The organism is Alcanivorax sp. IL2, from assembly GCF_047495475.1.
Taxonomy (GTDB): domain Bacteria; phylum Pseudomonadota; class Gammaproteobacteria; order Pseudomonadales; family Alcanivoracaceae; genus Alcanivorax.
Genome location: NZ_CP179932.1, coordinates 2,039,720 through 2,057,717, shown reverse-complemented (window position 1 = coordinate 2,057,717; position 17,998 = coordinate 2,039,720). Strand labels below are relative to the sequence as shown.

Sequence of the window (17,998 nt, the reverse complement as noted above, 5' to 3'; positions counted from 1 at the left end):
GGCCACTATGAGCGAACCTTTTATTGCTGAAATTCGCATCTTTGCGGGTAATTTCGCCCCTCGCAGCTGGGCCTTTTGCAACGGGCAACTCTTGCCTATCAGCCAGAATACCGCCCTGTTCAGCCTGATCGGCACCACTTATGGCGGGGATGGTCGTACCACAGTGGCCTTACCCAATCTGCAAGGCCGAGCGCCCGCACATCCCGGCAGAGGCCCCGGACTGCCAAGTTATCGCCTTGGTCAGGTGGCCGAGAACAACCCGGTAGAGGTTGTACAGAACGTCACGCCCGACCGTAACCTGGGCAATAGCCAGACCACCCGCACTATCGCCGCCAAAATACCCGCTGGCGATCAGCGCCATCCTTATCTGGGTCTGAATTTCATCATTGCTCTGCAAGGGCTATACCCATCCAGAGGCTAGGAGTCTTTTACTGATGAGCGAACCCTTTCTCGCCGAAATCCGCATTTACGGCTTCAACTTTGCGCCCCGCGGTTGGGCCTTCTGCGATGGACAAATCTTGCCGATCAATCAGAACCAGTCCCTTTATTCTCTGCTGGGCGCTACCTACGGTGGCGACGGTAGAACCAGCTTTGCGCTTCCGGACCTGCGCGGCCGCACGCCCATGCATCCGGGAGCGGGTAGCATCAATCAGGGCACTAAAGGGGGAACGGCGAACACAAGCGGGCCTGCCGATGATGGAGACACCCTGGACAGCCTGACCCTGGATCGCAATCTGGGCAGCACCTTGAATAGCACCCAGGTCGCTACTAACGGTGCGCAGATGGATTCTATCGCGCTTAACTTTGCCATTGCCCTGCAAGGGCTTTTCCCAAGCAGAAGCTAGAGGCTCCTATGTCAGAACCCTTTGTAGGCGAAATTCGCATGTTTGCGGGCAATTTTGCTCCGCGAGGCTGGGCACTCTGCGATGGCCAACTATTGGCCGTATCACAGAATGATGCCCTGTTTTCCCTGTTTGGCACCATTTATGGCGGTGATGGCAGAACCACATTCGGTCTACCGGATTGTCGTGGACGCTCTCCGGTACACGCCGGCACGGGTCCGGGACTTCCTCAGGCTCGTCTGGGCGCCAAAAGTGGCAGCAATGCCAGTGGTGCCGTTGCTGCCACTACCAGCGTCAGCATTGATCGCGGCCTGGGGAAAACCCAACAAACCTGGCAGGCGCATTCGAACAACCAGGAATCGCTGACCCCCCAGCTCTTTGTGCACTTCATTGTGGCCCTGTTCGGCATTTACCCTTCCCGCTCGTAATGCACAGCTACCGTTTACGCCCGGCCAGTGACAGCGACACACCGATGTTACTGGCCATCTACACCAGCACCCGCCAGGAAGAAGTGGCGCAGACCGGCTGGCCCCAGGGGCAGCAGGATGCCTTTTTGGCCATGCAGGCCAAGGCGCAGCACGAACACTACCTGCTGCATTATCCGGAAGCGGAGCGTCATCTGATTGAGTTAAGCGGGGAGACAGCCGGGCGGCTGTACCTGTCCGATTGGGAGCAGGAAATCCGCATCGTGGATATTGCCCTGCTGCCGGCCTTTCGTGGCAGCGGCCTGGGGTCACAGGTTCTCGCCGCCCTGCAGGCCCGGGCTCGCCGGGCCGGCAAGCCCCTGACTATTCACGTGGAAACCAATAACCCGGCACGACGGCTCTATGAGCGGCTGGGCTTTGTGGAACAGGCAGACAAGGGTGTCTACCTGCTTATGCGCTGGCAACCTGACGATTGAACACCGCTTCGAAATGGTAGGTACCATCACTGGCGCCCAACGGCCCCACCGGTACCAGAAACACTGATGTCTCACCAAGCACGTCGTTACGCATGACAGTGGCGCCCTGCTCCAACTGCACCTGCCCCGCAAACAACAGGGAGAAACATTCCCACCCCTCCGGCGAGATCGGCATCGTCACTTCCGCCAAGGTCAGGCTATCGCCATTTTCCAGCGTAAACGCCTGTCCTTCACAATCTTTCCATTGTTGTAATGTAATCATGCATCCTCCCCAATCAGACCGGCAGTCTAGCCGGCACTGACGGCACCGTCACCCTTGGCTACAATACGCACCCACCGAACACGCAGGACACGGGCTTTAATGAAGTTACTCCCCGACAGCAGCCTCTTCCCCACCGGCCGCGAGCACTATAAAGACTGGGCCGGGCTGGACAGCGGTAGCATGGCCGCCGTGCTGGCCGAACTGGCGCGCAGCCAGGATCACTTGTTTGTGGTGCTGGCTCCCAACAGTAGTCGCGCACAACACCTTGCCGACTCGCTGGAGTTCTACCTGACCGGTAGCGGGGATCAGGGCAACGATACGCCGGTGATGCTGTTTCCGGACTGGGAGACCCTGCCCTACGACCTGTTCAGCCCTCACCAGGACATCATCAGCGATCGCATCCGCGTGTTGCACCAGCTGCCCAGCAGTCACAAGGGCATCCTGGTGGTGCCAGTGAATACCCTGATGCAGCGGCTGGCCCCGCCACTGCACATCACCGGCAACAGCTTCCTGCTCAAGGTGGGCGACACCTTCGATATGGAAGCCACCCGCAGCCGCCTGGTGTCCTGCGGCTACCGACAGCGGGATAACGTTTATGAACACGGCGAATTCGCCGTGCGCGGCGCCATCATGGATATCTTCCCCATGGGCGCCGATCAACCCTTCCGCATTGAGCTGTTCGACGACGAGATCGAATCCCTGCGCCTGTTCGACGCGGAAAGCCAACGCTCCACCGGCAAAGTGGATGACATCACCCTGCTGCCAGCGGCGGAATACCCGCTCAGCGCCGACGGCATCAGCCGTTTCCGCACCGCCTTTCGCGACACCTTCGACGTGGACACCCGTGGTGTACCGCTCTATCAGGATGTGTCCGACGGCCTGTCTGCACCCGGTCTGGAGTACTACCTGCCGCTGTTCTTCGAGAACATGGCCACGCTGTTCGACTACCTGCCCGACGATGTGCGGCTGGTGGAACTGGCCGAATGCCAAAGCGCCATAGAGCATTTCTGGGCCGATGTGGAGCAACGCTACGAATCCCGACGCCACGATATCCACCGGCCCATCCTGGCCCCCTGGAAACTGTATCTGCGCCCGGAAGAGCTGGCGGCGGCCCTCAAGCAGCATCCCCGGGCTCGCCAGGCAGACAGCACCACCCCCAGCAGTAACGCTATCCAGTTCGATGTGACCCGGATGCCGCCGCTCACTGCGGATGTGCGTGCCAGCAACCCTCTGGCCCTGCTGCACACCTTCTCCGACGCCCATCCGGACACCCGCATTCTGCTCTGTGCGGAAACCGCCGGCCGCCGGGAAGCCCTGCTGGAACTGATGCAGAAAATCGGCATCCAGCCGGCCCTGAAAGACAACTGGCCGGACTTCATCGCCCAGCCAGAGCGCTGGAGCCTGACCCGCGGCGAGCTGGATGCGGGCTTCTACGCCCCCGAACACGAGCTGCTGGTGGTCACCGAGAACGACCTGTATGGCGAGCGCGTACTGCAACGCCGGCGCCGTAAATCCAGCAGCGACGACGGCGCCGCCGAACAGGCCTTCCGCTCCCTGGGCGAACTGACCGAGGGCGCTCCGGTGGTACACATGGAGCATGGCGTGGGCCGTTATCTTGGCCTGATCCACATGGAGGTGGACCGCCAGCAACACGAGTTCCTGCTGCTGGAATATGCCGGCGGCGACAAACTCTACGTGCCGGTGTCCTCCCTGCACCTGATCAGCCGCTACGGCGGTGGCGATAGCGCCCCGCTCAACCGGCTGGGCACAGAGCAGTGGAGCAAGGCACGGCAGAAGGCCGCGGAAAAGATCCACGACGTGGCCGCTGAACTGCTCAACACCTACGCCCGCCGCGAAGCCCGCCAGGGCAAGCAGTTCGACGTGGACATGAACGATTACGAACGCTTCAGTGCCGGCTTTCCCTTCGAGGAAACCCCGGACCAGCAGGCTGCCATTGCCTCAGTCATTGCCGACATGCAGTCCAGCCAGCCCATGGATCGGCTGGTGTGCGGCGATGTGGGTTTCGGCAAGACCGAAGTGGCCATGCGCGCCGCCTTTGTGGCCGTGGAAAACCAGACCCAGGTGGCGGTACTGGTGCCCACCACCCTGCTCGCCCAGCAGCATTACGAATCCTTCACCGACCGCTTTGCCGACTGGCCGGTAAACATCGAAGTGCTGTCGCGCTTCCGCAGCGCCAAGGACAAGACCCAGGTGTTGCAGCGCCTGAAAGAAGGCAAGGTGGATATCCTGGTGGGCACCCACCAGTTACTGCAGGAAACCGTGTCTTTCAGCGATCTGGGCCTGATCATCGTGGACGAGGAACACCGCTTCGGGGTACGCCACAAGGAACGCCTCAAGCAGATGCGCGCCGAGTGTGACATCCTCACCCTCACCGCCACACCGATCCCCCGAACCCTCAACATGGCCTTCAGCGGCATGCGCGACATTTCCATCATCGCCACCCCGCCGCAGAAACGCCTGTCGGTGAAAACCTTTGTGCAGCAGCACAATGACACCACCATCAAGGAAGCCCTGCTCCGCGAGCTGCTTCGGGGTGGCCAGGTGTACTACCTGCACAACGATATCGACACCATGGAACGGACAGCTGCCGACATCCGCAAACTGGTGCCCGATGCCCGCATCGGCATTGCCCACGGGCAGATGCGCGAGCGGGAACTGGAAGCGGTGATGAGCGACTTCTATCACCGGCGCTTCAATGTGCTGGTCTGTTCCACCATCATCGAAACCGGTATCGACGTGCCCAGTGCCAACACCATCGTCATCGACCGGGCCGACAAGCTCGGCCTGGCTCAGCTGCATCAGCTGCGCGGCCGCGTGGGCCGCAGCCATCATCAGGCCTACGCCTATCTGATTACCCCCAGCCCCAAGGCGATGAGCAAGGATGCGCTCAAGCGACTGGAGGCCATCGAACAGGCCACCGACCTGGGTGCCGGCTTCATGCTGGCCAGTCAGGATCTGGAAATCCGTGGTGCCGGGGAGCTGCTCGGCGAAGAGCAACACGGCAACATCCACACCATCGGTTTCAGCCTCTACATGGAAATGCTGGAGCAGGCGGTGGAAGCCCTGAAACGGGGCGAACAACCGGACGTGGAAAAACCGCTCAGCGGTGGCCCGGAACTCAACCTGCGCATCCCCGCGCTGATCCCCGAGGATTACCTGCCGGACGTGTTCGGCCGCCTGACCCTCTACAAGCGCATTGCCGGCTGCAAGACCCGCAATGGCCTGAAAGAACTGCAGGTAGAGATGATCGACCGCTTCGGCCTGCTGCCGGAACCGGTGAAAAACCTGTTCGCAGTCACCGAACTGCGCCAGCAGGCGGAAAGACTGGGCATCACCCGACTCGATGCTCACGCCGGTGGCGGCAAGCTGGAGTTCGGCGAGCGTACCCCGGTGGACCCGCTGACCATCGTCAAGCTGGTCCAGTCCGGCCCCAACCGCTACAAGCTGGAGGGTGCCAATGCACTGCGTTTTGTGGAAGACAGTGAAACGCCCGAGGAACGCATCGAGGTAGTAGACGCCCTGCTCAAGCGCCTGGCAGCCCAGAGCATCAAGCAGGACACAGGCAGCTAATTCGTGAAAAACGACCGGCCAGGTGGTTAATCGTGAATTGGCGGTGTGAACTGGTTATAGTCGTTGAAATAAAAAATGACGTGGGTGCAATTTCCAGGGGACACGCCAGGTCCTAACCGGGACAAACAGGCGTAAGGAAATCACCGGACTCTCCGCCCTCAGCGGAGCATCCGACAGGCAGCAGGAGGGGCACGCCTCCGCGTCAGTATCAAGATAAGGCCTGCTCACAGGCCACCAGAGGAGATCCCGATGCTTCGCGCATTCGTTTTGGCTGTGCTGGCCCTCATGGCCACCCCTGTCATTGCCCAGAGCTGGTACAACGTTGAAGTCCTGATATTCGCCCGTGATCACGGCAGCAGCGAAGAAATCTGGCCCGCCGATTTGCAACCTCGCTACGCCCCGCGGTCAGTGACCATCGGCGCACCGCAAGCCAGTGAGTATGCCGACCCGGACGCCCTGTCCCGCGGCGCCTGGCAACCCCTGCCGGAAGACCAGACCGTGCTGCAATACATGATGGAACGCATGGCCGGCACCGGAGATTATCGCCAGCTCTACCACAAGGCCTGGAGCCAGCCCATTGGCGACAAGGGCAATACCTTGCCAGTGTATCTGAGCGGTGGTCAGACCCTGGCCACAGGGGACGGCAATGTGCCAGAACTGGAAGGCACCCTGCATTTCAGTGAATCGCGCTACGTCCACGTTGAGCCGCGCATCTGGTTCAATACCCAGAGCAATGGCCAACGTTTCTACGTGGATATCAACGAGAGCCGTCGCCTCACTGGCCATGAAGTCTATTACTTCGACCACCCCATGTTCGGCATGCTGGTGCGCATCACCCGCTAACGGCCTTCCATATTACTGCACCTGTAGGAGCGCCTCTCGAGGCGCTCCTACAACGACGACCCTACCGTGTGTTGTTATTCCCCCACCCCATAACGCCGCCTGTCAGAAATAACAGATCCGTACAGGCACACTGCCGTTTCCCGCGCTAAAGTAAATTCAAGGGCCCTACCCGGCCCGGACAATACGATCCCGAACGGGCCTACCCGCCCCACCGGGAAAGGAGCCGTTGCCATGTTCGCTACCCTCGAACAGACCGACGTCGCCGAACTCCACCAATTCCGGGATCCGGCAACCGGTCTGCGCGCCCTGATCGCCCTGCACTCCACCCGACTGGGCCCTGCCCTCGGTGGCTGTCGCTGTCTTCCCTACCCCGATGAACACACCGCCCTCAATGACGTCTGTCGTCTCGCCCGTGGCATGAGCTACAAGGCCGCCCTGGCAGGCCTGCCGCTGGGCGGCGGCAAGGCAGTAATCATGGAACCGGAAAAACCCTACAACCGGGCCGCCCTTTACCGTGCCTTCGGCGACGCCGTTAACCGCCTGGGCGGGCGCTATATCACCGCCATGGACGCCGGCACGGAAATCACCGATCTGGACCAGGTAGCCACCCAGACCCGCCATGTGTGGGGCTTTTCCGGCGACGGCATGGACCCGTCGCCCTATACCGCCCTGGGTGTATTCGCCGCCCTGGATGCGGGGATTCGCCACCGCTTCCAGCGCCATGGCGCCAGGGGCCTGCACATCGCCATTCAGGGCCTGGGCCATGTGGGCAGCCAGCTGGCCCTGATGCTGGCCCGGGCCGGTGCCCGGCTGACCCTGGCGGACCTGGACCCGCGCCGGGCCCACCGGCTGGCAGACCGCCTGAATACCCAGTGGGTTCCCGCCGACAGCATCTACGACGTGAACTGCGATATCTTCATGCCCTGCGCCCTGGGCGGCGTGCTGAATGCCGATACCATCCCACGCCTGCAGGCCGGACTGATCGTTGGCGCCGCCAACAATCAGCTGGCCAGCGACGACGACGCTCAACGGCTGCGCGAGCGCGGCATCCTCTACACGCCGGACTATCTCAATAACGCCGGCGGCCTGATTTCGCTGGCGCTGGGGCACCGACAGAAAGATAACGGCGTCATCCGGCAACAAGTCATCGGCATTGGCCACACCCTCAGCCAATTGCTGGACGAGGCAGCCCGGCATCAGATCAGTCCGGCACAGATGGCCGACCGGCAGGCAGAACAACGTCTGCAGGGAGAAACCGGCAAACACGCCTGGAAAGTTGCCTGAAAGCCGCCAAGGAGGATGCCATGTTCACTACCACTCCCTACGACATGCACCACCGATTACCGCACCTGCCGGAGAACACGGACTGGCCACGACTGGTAGACGGCTACCGCCATATGGCGCTGATTCGTACCTTCGACAAGAAAGCGGTGAATCTGCAACGCACCGGCAAGCTGGGCACCTATGCCTCCTGCCTTGGCGCCGAAGCCATCGCCGTTGCCGGTGGCATGGCCCTGCACGATAGCGACGTCTTCGTGCCCTACTATCGGGACCACGCTACCCAGTACCTGCGCGGCGTCCCGCTCTATCAGATACTCCAGTACTGGGGCGGCGACGAGCGCGGTAACGCCTTCCCGGCGGATACCCCCGCCGCCCGCGACCTGCCCAACTGCGTGCCCATTGCCACCCAGCTCACCCAGGCCGCCGGCATCGCCACCAAGGCCAAACTGGACCACGCGAGAGCCGCCGTGCTGGCCACCTGCGGCGATGGCGCCACCTCACGGGGTGACTTCCACGAAGCCCTCAACGTGGCCGGCGTCTGGCAGCTGCCGCTGATAGTGATGGTCAACAACAACCAATGGGCCATCTCCGTCCCGCGCAGCCTGCAGACCGCCAGCGACACCATCGCCCAGAAAGCTGTGGCTGCCGGCATCGAAGGCTTCCAGGTGGACGGCAACGACCTGCCCGCCCTGCTGGAAGCGCTGGACTATGCCCTGGACAAGGCACGCCATGGCAAGGGTGCCACCCTGATCGAAGCAGTGAGTTACCGGCTTGGCGACCACACCACCGCCGACGACGCCAGCCGCTACCGCAAGGCCAGCGACCTGCACAACGCCTGGCAGCGCGAACCGGTGGCACGGCTGCGCCAGGCTCTGGCCGACGCCGGCCACTGGAATGCCGAACAGGAGAAGCAGTGGCTGGCCGAGTGCCAGCAACAGGTGGATAACGCGGTGGAAACGTACCTCAACCAACCGCCACAGCTGCCCACCGACATGCTCGACTATCTCTACGCCGAGCTGCCCGAGGCCCTCAAGGCACAACGGGCTGCACTGGCAACGCTCAGCCCGGAGCAAACGGGAGGCCACCATGCATAGCGCCCAACCACATCCGGACACCAGCGTCCCGCTGAATCTGCTGGAAGCGGTCAACCAGGCCCTGCGCCACGCCATGGAAGCCGATGACAAGGTGGTGGTACTGGGCGAGGACATCGCCACCAATGGCGGCGTTTTCCGTGCCACCGAAGGGCTGAAAGAGACATTCGGTTTCCGCCGGGTCATGGATACCCCGCTGGCGGAAAATCTGATCGCCGGCCTGGCAGTGGGCATGGCCAGCCAGGGCCTGAAACCCGTCGCCGAGATCCAGTTCATGGGCTTTATCTACGCCGCCCTGGAACAGCTGATCAGCCACGCCGCCCGCCTGCGCAACCGCACTCGGGGCCGGCTGAGCTGCCCGCTGGTGATCCGTGCCCCCTTCGGCGGCGGCATCCATGCCCCGGAACACCACAGCGAAAGTAGCGAAGCCTTGTTCGCCCATATTCCCGGCCTGCGAGTGCTGGTGCCCTCTTCCCCGGCGAGAGCCTACGGCCTGCTGCGCGCCGCCATCGCCTGCCCGGACCCGGTGCTGTTTCTGGAACCTAAGCGGCTCTACCGCCTGCAACGACTACCAGTGGAACTGGAAGACGAGCCGCTGCCCCTGGACCGCTGCTTCACCCTGCGTGCCGGCGAAGATGTGAGCCTGATCAGCTGGGGCGCCATGATTCACGAAACCCTGGCCGCCGCCGAGCAACTGGCAGCAGACGGCATCAAGGCGGAAGTGATCGACGTGGCCAGCCTCAACCCGCTGGACCGGGACACCCTGATCGCCACCGCCAGCAAGACCGGGCGCGTGGTCATCGTCCACGAGGCCCCCCACAACGGTGGCTTCGGTGCCGAGATTGCTGCCACCCTGGCCAGCGACGCCCTCATGCACCTGCACGCGCCTGTCGAACGCGTCACCGGCTACGACTGCCCCATGCCCTACTTCGCCATGGAACAGCACTACATGCCGAGCGTGGAGCGGATCGTGGCGGCGGCAAAGAAAACGTTGGAGTATTGAGAGAACGCTGACACGCAAAACGCTTCACGCAGGAACGCGGGTGGATCGTAGGAGCTATGCTCGCATGGCGAACCGCCCGACAGGGCACCCCATTTATTCGCAAGCAGGTTCCCCATGCGAGCATGGCTCCTACAGTGAAAGCAGCGTGTTGTATGCCAGCGAACAACAAAGGAGCAGTCCCATGCCCTACTTCACCCTGCCCGATCTGGGCGAAGGTTTGCAGGAAGCGGAGGTGGTCGAGTGGCACGTGAAGGAAGGCGACACCGTGAAGGTGGATGACCTGCTGCTCAGCGTGGAAACCGCCAAGGCCATTGTTGATATCCCCGCTCCCCAGGACGGCATCATCGCCACCCTGTTCGTGGCCAACGGCGATCTGGTGCATATCGGCGAACCGCTGCTGGCCTTTGCCGGTGACGAGGGCAGCGGCAGCCAGACCGTGGTGGGCAACCTGCAAAGCAAGGAGGATGCGGAAAATCCGGACAGTTTCGTGGTCGGCGCCGTCCCCGACTCCCGTCCTTCCGGCGGCACCACTCCCGCCATCCGCGCCCTGGCCCGCCACCTGGGCGTCAATCTTGACCAGATCAAGGGCAGCGGCCCGGCAGGCAGTATCACTCTGGACGATGTGCAACAGCAGGCGAATCTGAAACACAGCCACGGCGACAGCACGCCACTAAAAGGCGTGGCCCGCACCATGGCAAAGACCATGGCCAGCGCCGGGCAACAGGTGGTGCCTGTGAGCCTGTTCGACCAGGTCAGCGTCAGCCACTGGCCGCAGGACACGGATATTACCCTGCGCCTGATCCGTGCCATCGTCGCCGGCTGCCAGGCAGAGCCAAGGGTGAACGCCTGGTTCGACGGCGAGCATCTGAGCATGCGGGTGGTGGAAAAGGTGGACCTGGGGATTGCGGTGGACACCCCGGACGGCCTGTTTGTGCCGGTACTGCGGGACGTGGCCAACCGGGAACCAGCGGATCTACGCGGCGGCCTCAACCACCTGCGCCGGGATGTGGAACAACGAAGAATTCCCGCCAAAGAATTACAAGGCGCAACCATCACCCTGAGTAACTTCGGCACCCTGGGCGGCCGCTACGCCACCCCGGTGGTGGTGCCTCCCCAAGTGGCCATTGTGGGGGCGGGAAAACGCTTCACCCAACCGGGCATTCGCAATGGCGAGCTGTTTGAAGACACCCAATTACCGGTCAGCCTGACCTTTGATCATCGCGCTCTGAATGGCGGGCAAGCGGCACGCTTTCTGGCCGCCCTGCTGGCAGATCTGAGCCGCTGACACCGCCCACCGTAGGTTGGGTTGAGTGGAACGAAACCCAACCTACAGGGGAAGGTTATTCCGCCAGATCCACGTTGTGATACACGTTCTGCACATCGTCCAGATCGTTGAGCATGGCCAGGAATTTATCGAACAGCTCCCGGTCATCGCCGCTCACCGTGGTGAAGCTGTGCGGAATGAACTGGATTTCATCCACCTCGAAGTCGATCCCTTCGAAAGCACCGGTCAGCGCCTGGCGGGCCTTGGCATATTCGGTGTTGGGAGTGAATACCGTGAGCATGCCGTCTTCGCTCTCGATATCGGTGACATCCACATCCGCTTCCATCAGTGCTTCCAGCACCGCTTCTTCATCATCATGACGGAACACGAAAATGGCCGCATGATCGAACATGTGAGCTACGGTGCCCTGGGTGCCGATCTTGCACTTGGTCTTGGTGAACGCTACGCGCACATCACCGAAGGTGCGGTTGGGGTTGTCGGTCAGGCACTCGATGATCGCCATGCAACCGCCCGGGCCATAACCCTCGTAACGGGCCGGCGCAAAATCTTCACCGCCGCCGCCTTTAGCCTTGTCGATAGCTTTATCGATCACATGGCCAGGCACCTGATCTTTCTTGGCCCGGTCAATCAGACCACGCAGGGCCAGATTGGCGGATGGATCCAGGCCACCGGCCTTGGCGCACACATAGATCTCACGACCATAGCGGCTGTAAACCTTGGCTTTCATGTCCGAGGTTTTCGCCATGGATTCTTTTCGGTTCTGGTAGGCGCGGCCCATGGGATACTTGCTCCGAGATTGATAGTCAGCCGCAGATTCTAGGGGAAAAACGGGAAATTACCTACGCCCGGCGACTAACACCCCTCGACATCACTCCTGAAGTCTAATCGTTCAGATAATGCACCCCGGTCAACCGCTCCGATTCCTCCCACAACCGCTGTGCAACTGCTTGGTTGTCAGTGATCTTGCGGGCGAAGGCCGGGGCGGGATAGCCGCGTAATTCCATCAACTTGCCATCCGGGCCGTAATAGCCACCCGCCTCCACCGCATCGCTGGTGGCGGCCATGACACCGGGCAGGCAGCCCATCTGTGCAGACTGAGCCATGATCTTGTTGAACAGACCACCACCGGGCACCGTATCCTGAAGGTGGGTAGCGGAATAGCCAGGGTGAGCAGCCATGACCCGGATGCCCGACCCTGATGCCTGCAGCCGACGCTGCAGATCCTTGGCAAAAATCAGGTTGGCCAGCTTGCTCTGACAATAGAAGGGCCAGCGGGAATAACGCTTCTCTGCATTGAGATTCCCCCACATCAACTTCCCGCCCCGATGAGCCAGGCTGGATATCTGCACAATCCGCGGATCGCTGGCAGTCTCGAGAAGCTCAACAAGCTCGCCGGTCAGCGCAAAATGTCCCAGGTGATTGGTACCGAACTGCATTTCGAAACCATCCCGGGTTCGCTGCAACGGCGGCGCCATCAGGCCTGCGTTGTTCAACAGCACATCCAGCCTTGAAAAGCGCTGCTTTACTGCATCGGCAAACGCCTTTACCGAGGCAAGATCTGCCAGATCCAGTGCCATGATCACCAGCCTGGCGTCAGGCTGCAGGGCTTTCACCGCCTGCGCCGCCACGTTGGCCTTGTCCACATTACGACAGGCCATGATCACTTCTGCGCCGTTACCAGCGAACAGCTTCACCGCTTCCAGGCCGATGCCGCTGTTGGCACCGGTTACCAGAATCGTCTTGCCGGAAAGATCCTTAATCATCTCCGGCCGCCAGGTTGATTTGCCCATGAGAGAACCCTTTCCTGTCGTTGCGATGCAAATGATTGTGCACGGCGCCGGGGACTACCACCCCTTCCTGCTGGGCCAATCTTGTGACGGCATGCAACGCAGGCAAACCCACAGACCAATGTGAAACGGACGACTACTGAATTCTACAGGACCCTCACTGAAAATCAGTGGTATGGTTCCGTGCTTGTTTTGACCGACCGGTGGCAGCTGTCTTGGCTACCGTGTACACCGACTTACAGGGAGATCAGCACGTGGGCAAGAAGTATGACCTGAATGGCAAGGTGGTTCTCATTACCGGTGCAACCGGCGGGATTGGTGCGGCAAGTGCTCGAGCACTCTACGCAAAAGGGGCCAATCTGGTACTGACAGATTTATCCCAACAGACTCTGGACTCACTTGCCGCAGAATTTGATGTCACCCGCGTGCTTTCCCTGCCCCTGGACGTAACGGATGCCAGCGCCTCAAAAGCCGTAGTCCAGCAAGCCGTAGAACACTTTGGCCGGCTGGATATCGCTTTTGCCAACGCCGGCATTGCCTGGCGAAACAACCCGGCGACCATCGCCAGCTGCGATGAAGCCGAATTCGAGAAAATTATCGATGTGGACCTGTTCGGCGTCTGGCGCACCCTGCGTGCGGCCCTGCCGGAAGTCCAGCGTAATCATGGCCAGATTGTCATCACCTCCTCGATCTATTCGTTCGTCAACGGCATGGTCAATGCCCCCTACGCCGCCTCCAAGGCAGCCGTGGAAATGCTCGGCAGAGCCTTGCGGGCTGAGCTGGCCGGTACCGGCGCCAGCGCCAGCGTGCTCTACCCCGGCTGGACGGCAACGCCTATCACCGAGCTGGCCTTCGGTGGCCATGCCACCGCTTCTGAGCTGATTGAAAGCGCCTTCCCAGCCGTATTGAGAAAGCAGGTACAACCCGAGGAAATTGCCACTGCCCTGGTTGCCGGCCTGACAACCCGCTCCGCCGCCATTATTGCCCCGGCCCGCTGGAAACCCTTGTCCATGCTGCGGGGGGTGATGAGCCCACTCAGCGATGCGCTGCTGGATCGCAGCGATAAAATTCACCGCCTGGTTAGAAACATCGAATCGAACCGCTAGCAAGGGCGTGACTCGACTCTTGCTGCCTCCTTGGGGGGCAGCAAGAGTCGAGTCGCGAGCGTTCCCTATCCTGTCCTGTGCAAAGCGTTGACTCCCCCGCCACCACTGGCATGATCGAAGTATCCCAGCCCGCAGTGCCAGCCAGGAGTCACCATGTCCAAGCCTGTCATCGCCGATATCAAACCGCATAAAACCGACCTCAAACCCGGTGAAACCTACTACTTCTGCCGCTGCGGTCGCTCCACCAATCAGCCATTCTGCGACGGCTCCCACGCAGGCACCGGTATTACCCCTCTCGGCTTCGAAGCAGACAAGGACCAAGGCTACCTGTGCATGTGCAAGCACAGCGCCAACGTCCCCTACTGTGATGGCACCCATGCACGATTCAGCAAGGATCAGGTGGGCGAAGAAGGCCCCGGCCCGGAGAGTATCCAGCGCGATGGCATGCCACAGCCCAAGGCCACCGCCGAGGAACCCAACGTGGCACTGATCCACGACTTGGCAGAAAACGGGCTCGATAAAGTCGGCCATCATGGCCCCATGACCGCCATGGGCGTGCCCCGGGATTGCCTGCCCAAATGGGACGACATCCAGATCATGGTGGCGCAGATGGCCACCCAGCCGCTGCTGGACGACCAGCCGGTGGGCACCGATCTGGTGATCGGCCCCAAGGCGGACAAACCGCTAACGCTGGATATTCCCCTGATGGTTTCGGACATGAGCTTTGGCGCGCTCTCCGAAGAGGCCAAGGTGTCATTGGCGTGCGGTGCGGAAATGGCCGGCACCGGTATTTGCTCCGGTGAAGGCGGTATGCTGCCGGAAGAACAGGCTGCCAATTCTCGCTATTTCTACGAGTTGGCCAGCGCCATGTTTGGCTATACCGAGGACCACCTGAAGAAGGTGCAAGCGTTCCACTTCAAGGGGGGCCAGGGCGCCAAGACCGGCACCGGCGGCCATCTCCCCGCCAACAAGAACGTGGGCAAGATTTCCCAGGTACGCCACATTCCCGAAGGCCAACCGGCCATCTCCCCCGCCACCTTCCGGGAGCTGCACAGCAGCGATGATTTCAAACGTTTCGCTGACCGGGTCCGGGAGGTGTCTGGCGGCATACCGGTGGGATTCAAACTGAGCGCCAACCATATCGAAAGGGACATCCAGTTCGCCCTGGATGCCAGCGCCGACTACATCATCCTGGATGGCCGAGGCGGCGGTACCGGCGCGGCGCCCGCCATGTTCCGCGATCACATCAGCGTCCCCACCATCCCCGCCCTGGCTCGCGCACGCCGCTATCTTGATGACAAAGGCGCCAGCGGCAACGTCACCCTGATAATCACCGGCGGCCTGCGCATGCCCATGGATTTTGTCAAAGCCCTGGCCTTGGGCGCTGATGCCATCGCCCTGTCCAACAGCGCCATGCAGGCCATTGGCTGCGTCGGCGCCCGCATGTGTAACACCAACCAATGCCCCGCCGGCATCGCCACCCAGAACGAGCAATTGCGAAAACGACTGGACGTGGACCACGCAGCCCAACGCCTGGCAAATTTCTTCCATGCCTCCACAGAACTGATGCAAGTCATGGCCCGCGCCTGCGGCCACCATCATCTGAATCAATTTACGCTGGGAGACTTGGCGACCTTTGATCGGGAAATGACCGCCTTGGCCGGTGTTCGCTATGGCGGAATCGGCTAGCGTGGGAAGATAACAGAGTGGGGAATTTCAACCATCGGTAAGCAATGTATTACAAGCTAATCGCAAATGTAGGAAAAGGCGTACATTTATTTCGTGACCTCACAACCAGCGTCACTTATTTTTTCAAATAACAGTATTTACCTTATCAATCAGTCTGTTAGAAACAAATCGTTCGTTCGCTTCAGAAAACCGCCAACAAAGCCGGTCAACAGGACGTGATCGCAACATCAACTCATCCCTTGAAAGTCTCCGCCTGTCGCGATCCCTTTGCCCTGCTGGGCGCCCCGCTACTAATAATTGAGACATAGATCACTAACTGATGGCGATCAGCAGTTTTCGCCTTTATTGCTGTAACCGGTACTACCGGATCTCGGATGGCACAAATGCAAACACAGCGTCTTGGATTTATCGGATTGGGAGATGACACGGTCAGTGCCTGTCTTTCCATGCTGAAAATCATTGATGGCCGTTCCTCAGTACACTGGAGCCAGGCAACACCCGCGATGGCGGATGTCCTCATGGTTTCCAGCCTGCAAGAGGCACAAACCAGCCAGGACGACCTGAGCCAAAAACCGTGTATCGTGATTTACCCCAGCTCTGAGGAAAAACCAGCATCCGCTTTTGCGCTGCCACACCCATTTCGAGTCATGCAGCTGCTCGATGTGCTGGATGAGGTACTGCGGTCTTTGGATACGTCATCCAATCATGCTGAGCATAATCGTGAAGTGTCTGAATCAGAAGGCAACTCATCACTACCTACCGTTGATTTTTGTGCCAGTTTATACCGGGTCATCAATAACAAGGGATCGACTGAACTGTACAGCAGCCAAAGTCCGGAAGGCCTTTTGCTGGTAAAACCCGCAAGCCACCGATTTTACGCACGGCCGGCATTGCTACACGCCCTGTCCGCGGGCCCGGTGTCTTTTAGCCCGTTAAGCCCCAGCAGCGAACCAGTTTCCGAGGGCATGGTGCCTCGGCCATTGTTTGAGCTCGCCTGGCTAACCGGTGCCAACCATTGCAATGCCCTGTTGCCCTGGCTGGATGAAGACAGCCATTTCAAATTGAGCCGTTGGCCCAGTGCTGCAGCGTTGAACAAATCCCGGCAATTGCTCTCCTTATGTGCGCTGATGACCCGCCGTGCACTGACACTTTCAGAGCTAAAAACACTTTCACATTGTGATGACAAAGCGCTTTATCACTTCATCAATGCTTGTGAAATTAGCGGGTTATTGGTGAGTCAGGTGAGAGCCCCCTCTGCGATAGCCCCATCAATACAAGCCGGCGCGGAGCACCATCGCCTCGGAGGGATGATCAAAGGCCTGAGAACACGTCTGGGATTGAGCTGAAATAATGACAAGCAACGAATTCAAAATCCTTTTCACCGGCCCGATGGGCGCCGGTAAGACTACGGCAATCACTCAACTCAGTGATCAGGTATGTGTATCCACAGATGTGGTTAACACTGATTTAGAGCAGTGCAACAAGGAAATGACTACCGCCGGTCTGGATTACGGTTATATCAGTCTGCCTGACGGTAGTGGCGTGCGCCTTTACGGCACACCCGGGCAAGAACGTTTTCAGTTCATGTGGCCGATCCTCGCCAACAACGCCGCAGGTGTCATTCTCTTGCTGAATGGCGAACACCCGGATATGGAAGCTCATCTGGATCTTTATACCAACGCCTTTTCCAACAATGGGGAAACACCTCTGGTTATTGGTATCGGCCGGATTTCCAGCGATGACTTCGCGCGTATCGACCGGGTTACGGAAAAACTGGCAGCCAAACATCTGTTTGTACCAGTGATTTCCGTAGACGTCAGAGAGTGTGAAGACGTTCTGCTTCTGGTTGAAACCCTCCTCTGTCAGATCGAAGCCAACGAAATGGAACTGATGCAAGTATGAAAGACAGGAACCCTCTTAGCGATTCTGCCGTGGCAATGGCGCAGAAACAGCTTCACATCCTGCAGGACTCCACCCCGGGGATCACCTCTGCTGTGCTACTGAGCAGTGATGGCTTTGAAATAGCCACGTTGGAAAACGATAAAGGGAAAGCCAGCCGGCTTGCCGCAATGGGTAGTTCTCTTGCAGCAATCAGCTCGGCAATAGCAAAAGAAGCGGGCATTTCTGAATGCAGCCGCATGATTGTGGAATCCGAGGAGGGCGTTGTGGCCGTGATGAAAGTGCCCAACAGCTCACCTCCCCTGGCATTGGCCGTAGTCGCCAATGACGCCTCCAAGCTCGGACAACTGATCTGGGGCGCCAAAAACTGTTGTGCAGCTCTATCGGAATCACTAAAAGCAGCCAGTTAGTTCCCCTC

General features: G+C 60.2%; 18 protein-coding genes. 15 read left to right on the top strand and 3 right to left on the bottom strand.

Annotation, left to right across the window (positions count from 1 at the left end):
• The first annotated feature begins 7 nt into the window (after positions 1-7).
• Genes ACMG4N_RS09620 through ACMG4N_RS09605 form a run of 4 tightly spaced genes read left to right on the top strand, consistent with a single transcriptional unit; the run spans position 8 to position 1,743 of the window.
• The gene (locus ACMG4N_RS09620; protein WP_035247242.1) at positions 8-421 is read left to right on the top strand and encodes a phage tail protein; all 414 of its coding nucleotides are present in this window, start codon (positions 8-10) and stop codon (positions 419-421) included.
• Positions 422-434: 13 nt separating this feature from the next.
• Positions 435-845, top strand: a complete 411-nt coding sequence (locus tag ACMG4N_RS09615; protein WP_414431433.1) for a phage tail protein — start codon at positions 435-437, stop codon at positions 843-845.
• 8 nt (positions 846-853) lie between these two features.
• Positions 854-1,270: a phage tail protein gene (locus ACMG4N_RS09610; protein WP_035247238.1), complete on the top strand. Its 417-nt coding sequence runs from the start codon at positions 854-856 to the stop codon at positions 1,268-1,270.
• Complete coding sequence (locus ACMG4N_RS09605; protein ID WP_035247236.1) at positions 1,270-1,743, top strand: GNAT family N-acetyltransferase; 474 nt, start codon at positions 1,270-1,272, stop codon at positions 1,741-1,743. The genes ACMG4N_RS09610 and ACMG4N_RS09605 overlap by 1 nt, the downstream gene beginning before the upstream one ends.
• On the opposite strand, the gene ACMG4N_RS09600 is transcribed toward ACMG4N_RS09605, so the two are convergent.
• Positions 1,718-2,005, bottom strand: coding sequence for a DUF6916 family protein (locus ACMG4N_RS09600; RefSeq protein ID WP_414431431.1), 288 nt, complete (start codon positions 2,003-2,005; stop codon positions 1,718-1,720). The two genes, ACMG4N_RS09605 and ACMG4N_RS09600, sit on opposite strands and share 26 nt — an antisense overlap.
• A gap of 99 nt (positions 2,006-2,104) precedes the next feature.
• Between ACMG4N_RS09600 and mfd the strand changes: the two genes are divergently transcribed.
• The 6 genes from mfd to ACMG4N_RS09570 all read left to right on the top strand — a co-directional run bounded on the left by mfd (position 2,105) and on the right by ACMG4N_RS09570 (position 11,099).
• Positions 2,105-5,596 (top strand): transcription-repair coupling factor, encoded by a 3,492-nt coding sequence (gene mfd / locus ACMG4N_RS09595; RefSeq protein ID WP_297762896.1) that lies wholly within the window; start codon positions 2,105-2,107, stop codon positions 5,594-5,596.
• Between the two features lie 249 nt (positions 5,597-5,845).
• A complete protein-coding gene (locus tag ACMG4N_RS09590) occupies positions 5,846-6,439 on the top strand; it encodes a peptidoglycan binding protein CsiV (protein WP_297762893.1) in 594 nt (197 codons plus the stop codon).
• Positions 6,440-6,670: 231 nt separating this feature from the next.
• Entirely contained in the window at positions 6,671-7,723 is a 1,053-nt protein-coding gene (locus tag ACMG4N_RS09585) for a Glu/Leu/Phe/Val dehydrogenase dimerization domain-containing protein (RefSeq protein WP_414431429.1), read from the top strand.
• Between the two features lie 20 nt (positions 7,724-7,743).
• On the top strand, positions 7,744-8,814 hold the full coding sequence (gene pdhA, locus ACMG4N_RS09580) for a pyruvate dehydrogenase (acetyl-transferring) E1 component subunit alpha (RefSeq protein ID WP_414431428.1): 1,071 nt from the start codon (positions 7,744-7,746) through the stop codon (positions 8,812-8,814).
• Positions 8,807-9,814: an alpha-ketoacid dehydrogenase subunit beta gene (locus tag ACMG4N_RS09575; protein WP_414431426.1), complete on the top strand. Its 1,008-nt coding sequence runs from the start codon at positions 8,807-8,809 to the stop codon at positions 9,812-9,814. Before pdhA ends, ACMG4N_RS09575 begins: the two co-directional genes overlap by 8 nt.
• A 181-nt stretch (positions 9,815-9,995) precedes the next feature.
• Complete coding sequence (locus ACMG4N_RS09570) at positions 9,996-11,099, top strand: dihydrolipoamide acetyltransferase family protein (protein WP_414431424.1); 1,104 nt, start codon at positions 9,996-9,998, stop codon at positions 11,097-11,099.
• A gap of 55 nt (positions 11,100-11,154) precedes the next feature.
• Here the strand turns inward: ACMG4N_RS09570 and ACMG4N_RS09565 are convergent, their stop codons facing one another.
• A complete protein-coding gene (locus tag ACMG4N_RS09565; RefSeq protein WP_297762879.1) occupies positions 11,155-11,877 on the bottom strand; it encodes a YebC/PmpR family DNA-binding transcriptional regulator in 723 nt (240 codons plus the stop codon).
• A gap of 103 nt (positions 11,878-11,980) precedes the next feature.
• On the bottom strand, positions 11,981-12,889 hold the full coding sequence (locus tag ACMG4N_RS09560; protein ID WP_414431422.1) for an oxidoreductase: 909 nt from the start codon (positions 12,887-12,889) through the stop codon (positions 11,981-11,983).
• 251 nt (positions 12,890-13,140) lie between these two features.
• Here ACMG4N_RS09560 and ACMG4N_RS09555 point away from each other — a divergent pair, with 251 nt between their 5' ends.
• From ACMG4N_RS09555 to ACMG4N_RS09535, 5 genes are all read left to right on the top strand, one after another.
• On the top strand, positions 13,141-13,992 hold the full coding sequence (locus ACMG4N_RS09555; protein ID WP_414431420.1) for an SDR family NAD(P)-dependent oxidoreductase: 852 nt from the start codon (positions 13,141-13,143) through the stop codon (positions 13,990-13,992).
• A 153-nt stretch (positions 13,993-14,145) separates the two neighbouring features.
• The gene (locus tag ACMG4N_RS09550; RefSeq protein ID WP_414431418.1) at positions 14,146-15,681 is read left to right on the top strand and encodes a glutamate synthase-related protein; all 1,536 of its coding nucleotides are present in this window, start codon (positions 14,146-14,148) and stop codon (positions 15,679-15,681) included.
• Positions 15,682-16,055: 374 nt separating this feature from the next.
• Positions 16,056-17,027, top strand: a complete 972-nt coding sequence (locus ACMG4N_RS09545) for a hypothetical protein (RefSeq protein ID WP_289084852.1) — start codon at positions 16,056-16,058, stop codon at positions 17,025-17,027.
• Between the two features lie 4 nt (positions 17,028-17,031).
• Positions 17,032-17,583 carry a GTP-binding protein gene (locus tag ACMG4N_RS09540; RefSeq protein ID WP_414431416.1) on the top strand — a complete coding sequence of 184 codons (552 nt, stop codon included), beginning with the start codon at positions 17,032-17,034 and terminating at the stop codon, positions 17,581-17,583.
• Positions 17,580-17,990, top strand: coding sequence for a roadblock/LC7 domain-containing protein (locus ACMG4N_RS09535; RefSeq protein WP_414431414.1), 411 nt, complete (start codon positions 17,580-17,582; stop codon positions 17,988-17,990). The genes ACMG4N_RS09540 and ACMG4N_RS09535 overlap by 4 nt, the downstream gene beginning before the upstream one ends.
• Positions 17,991-17,998 lie beyond the last annotated feature (8 nt).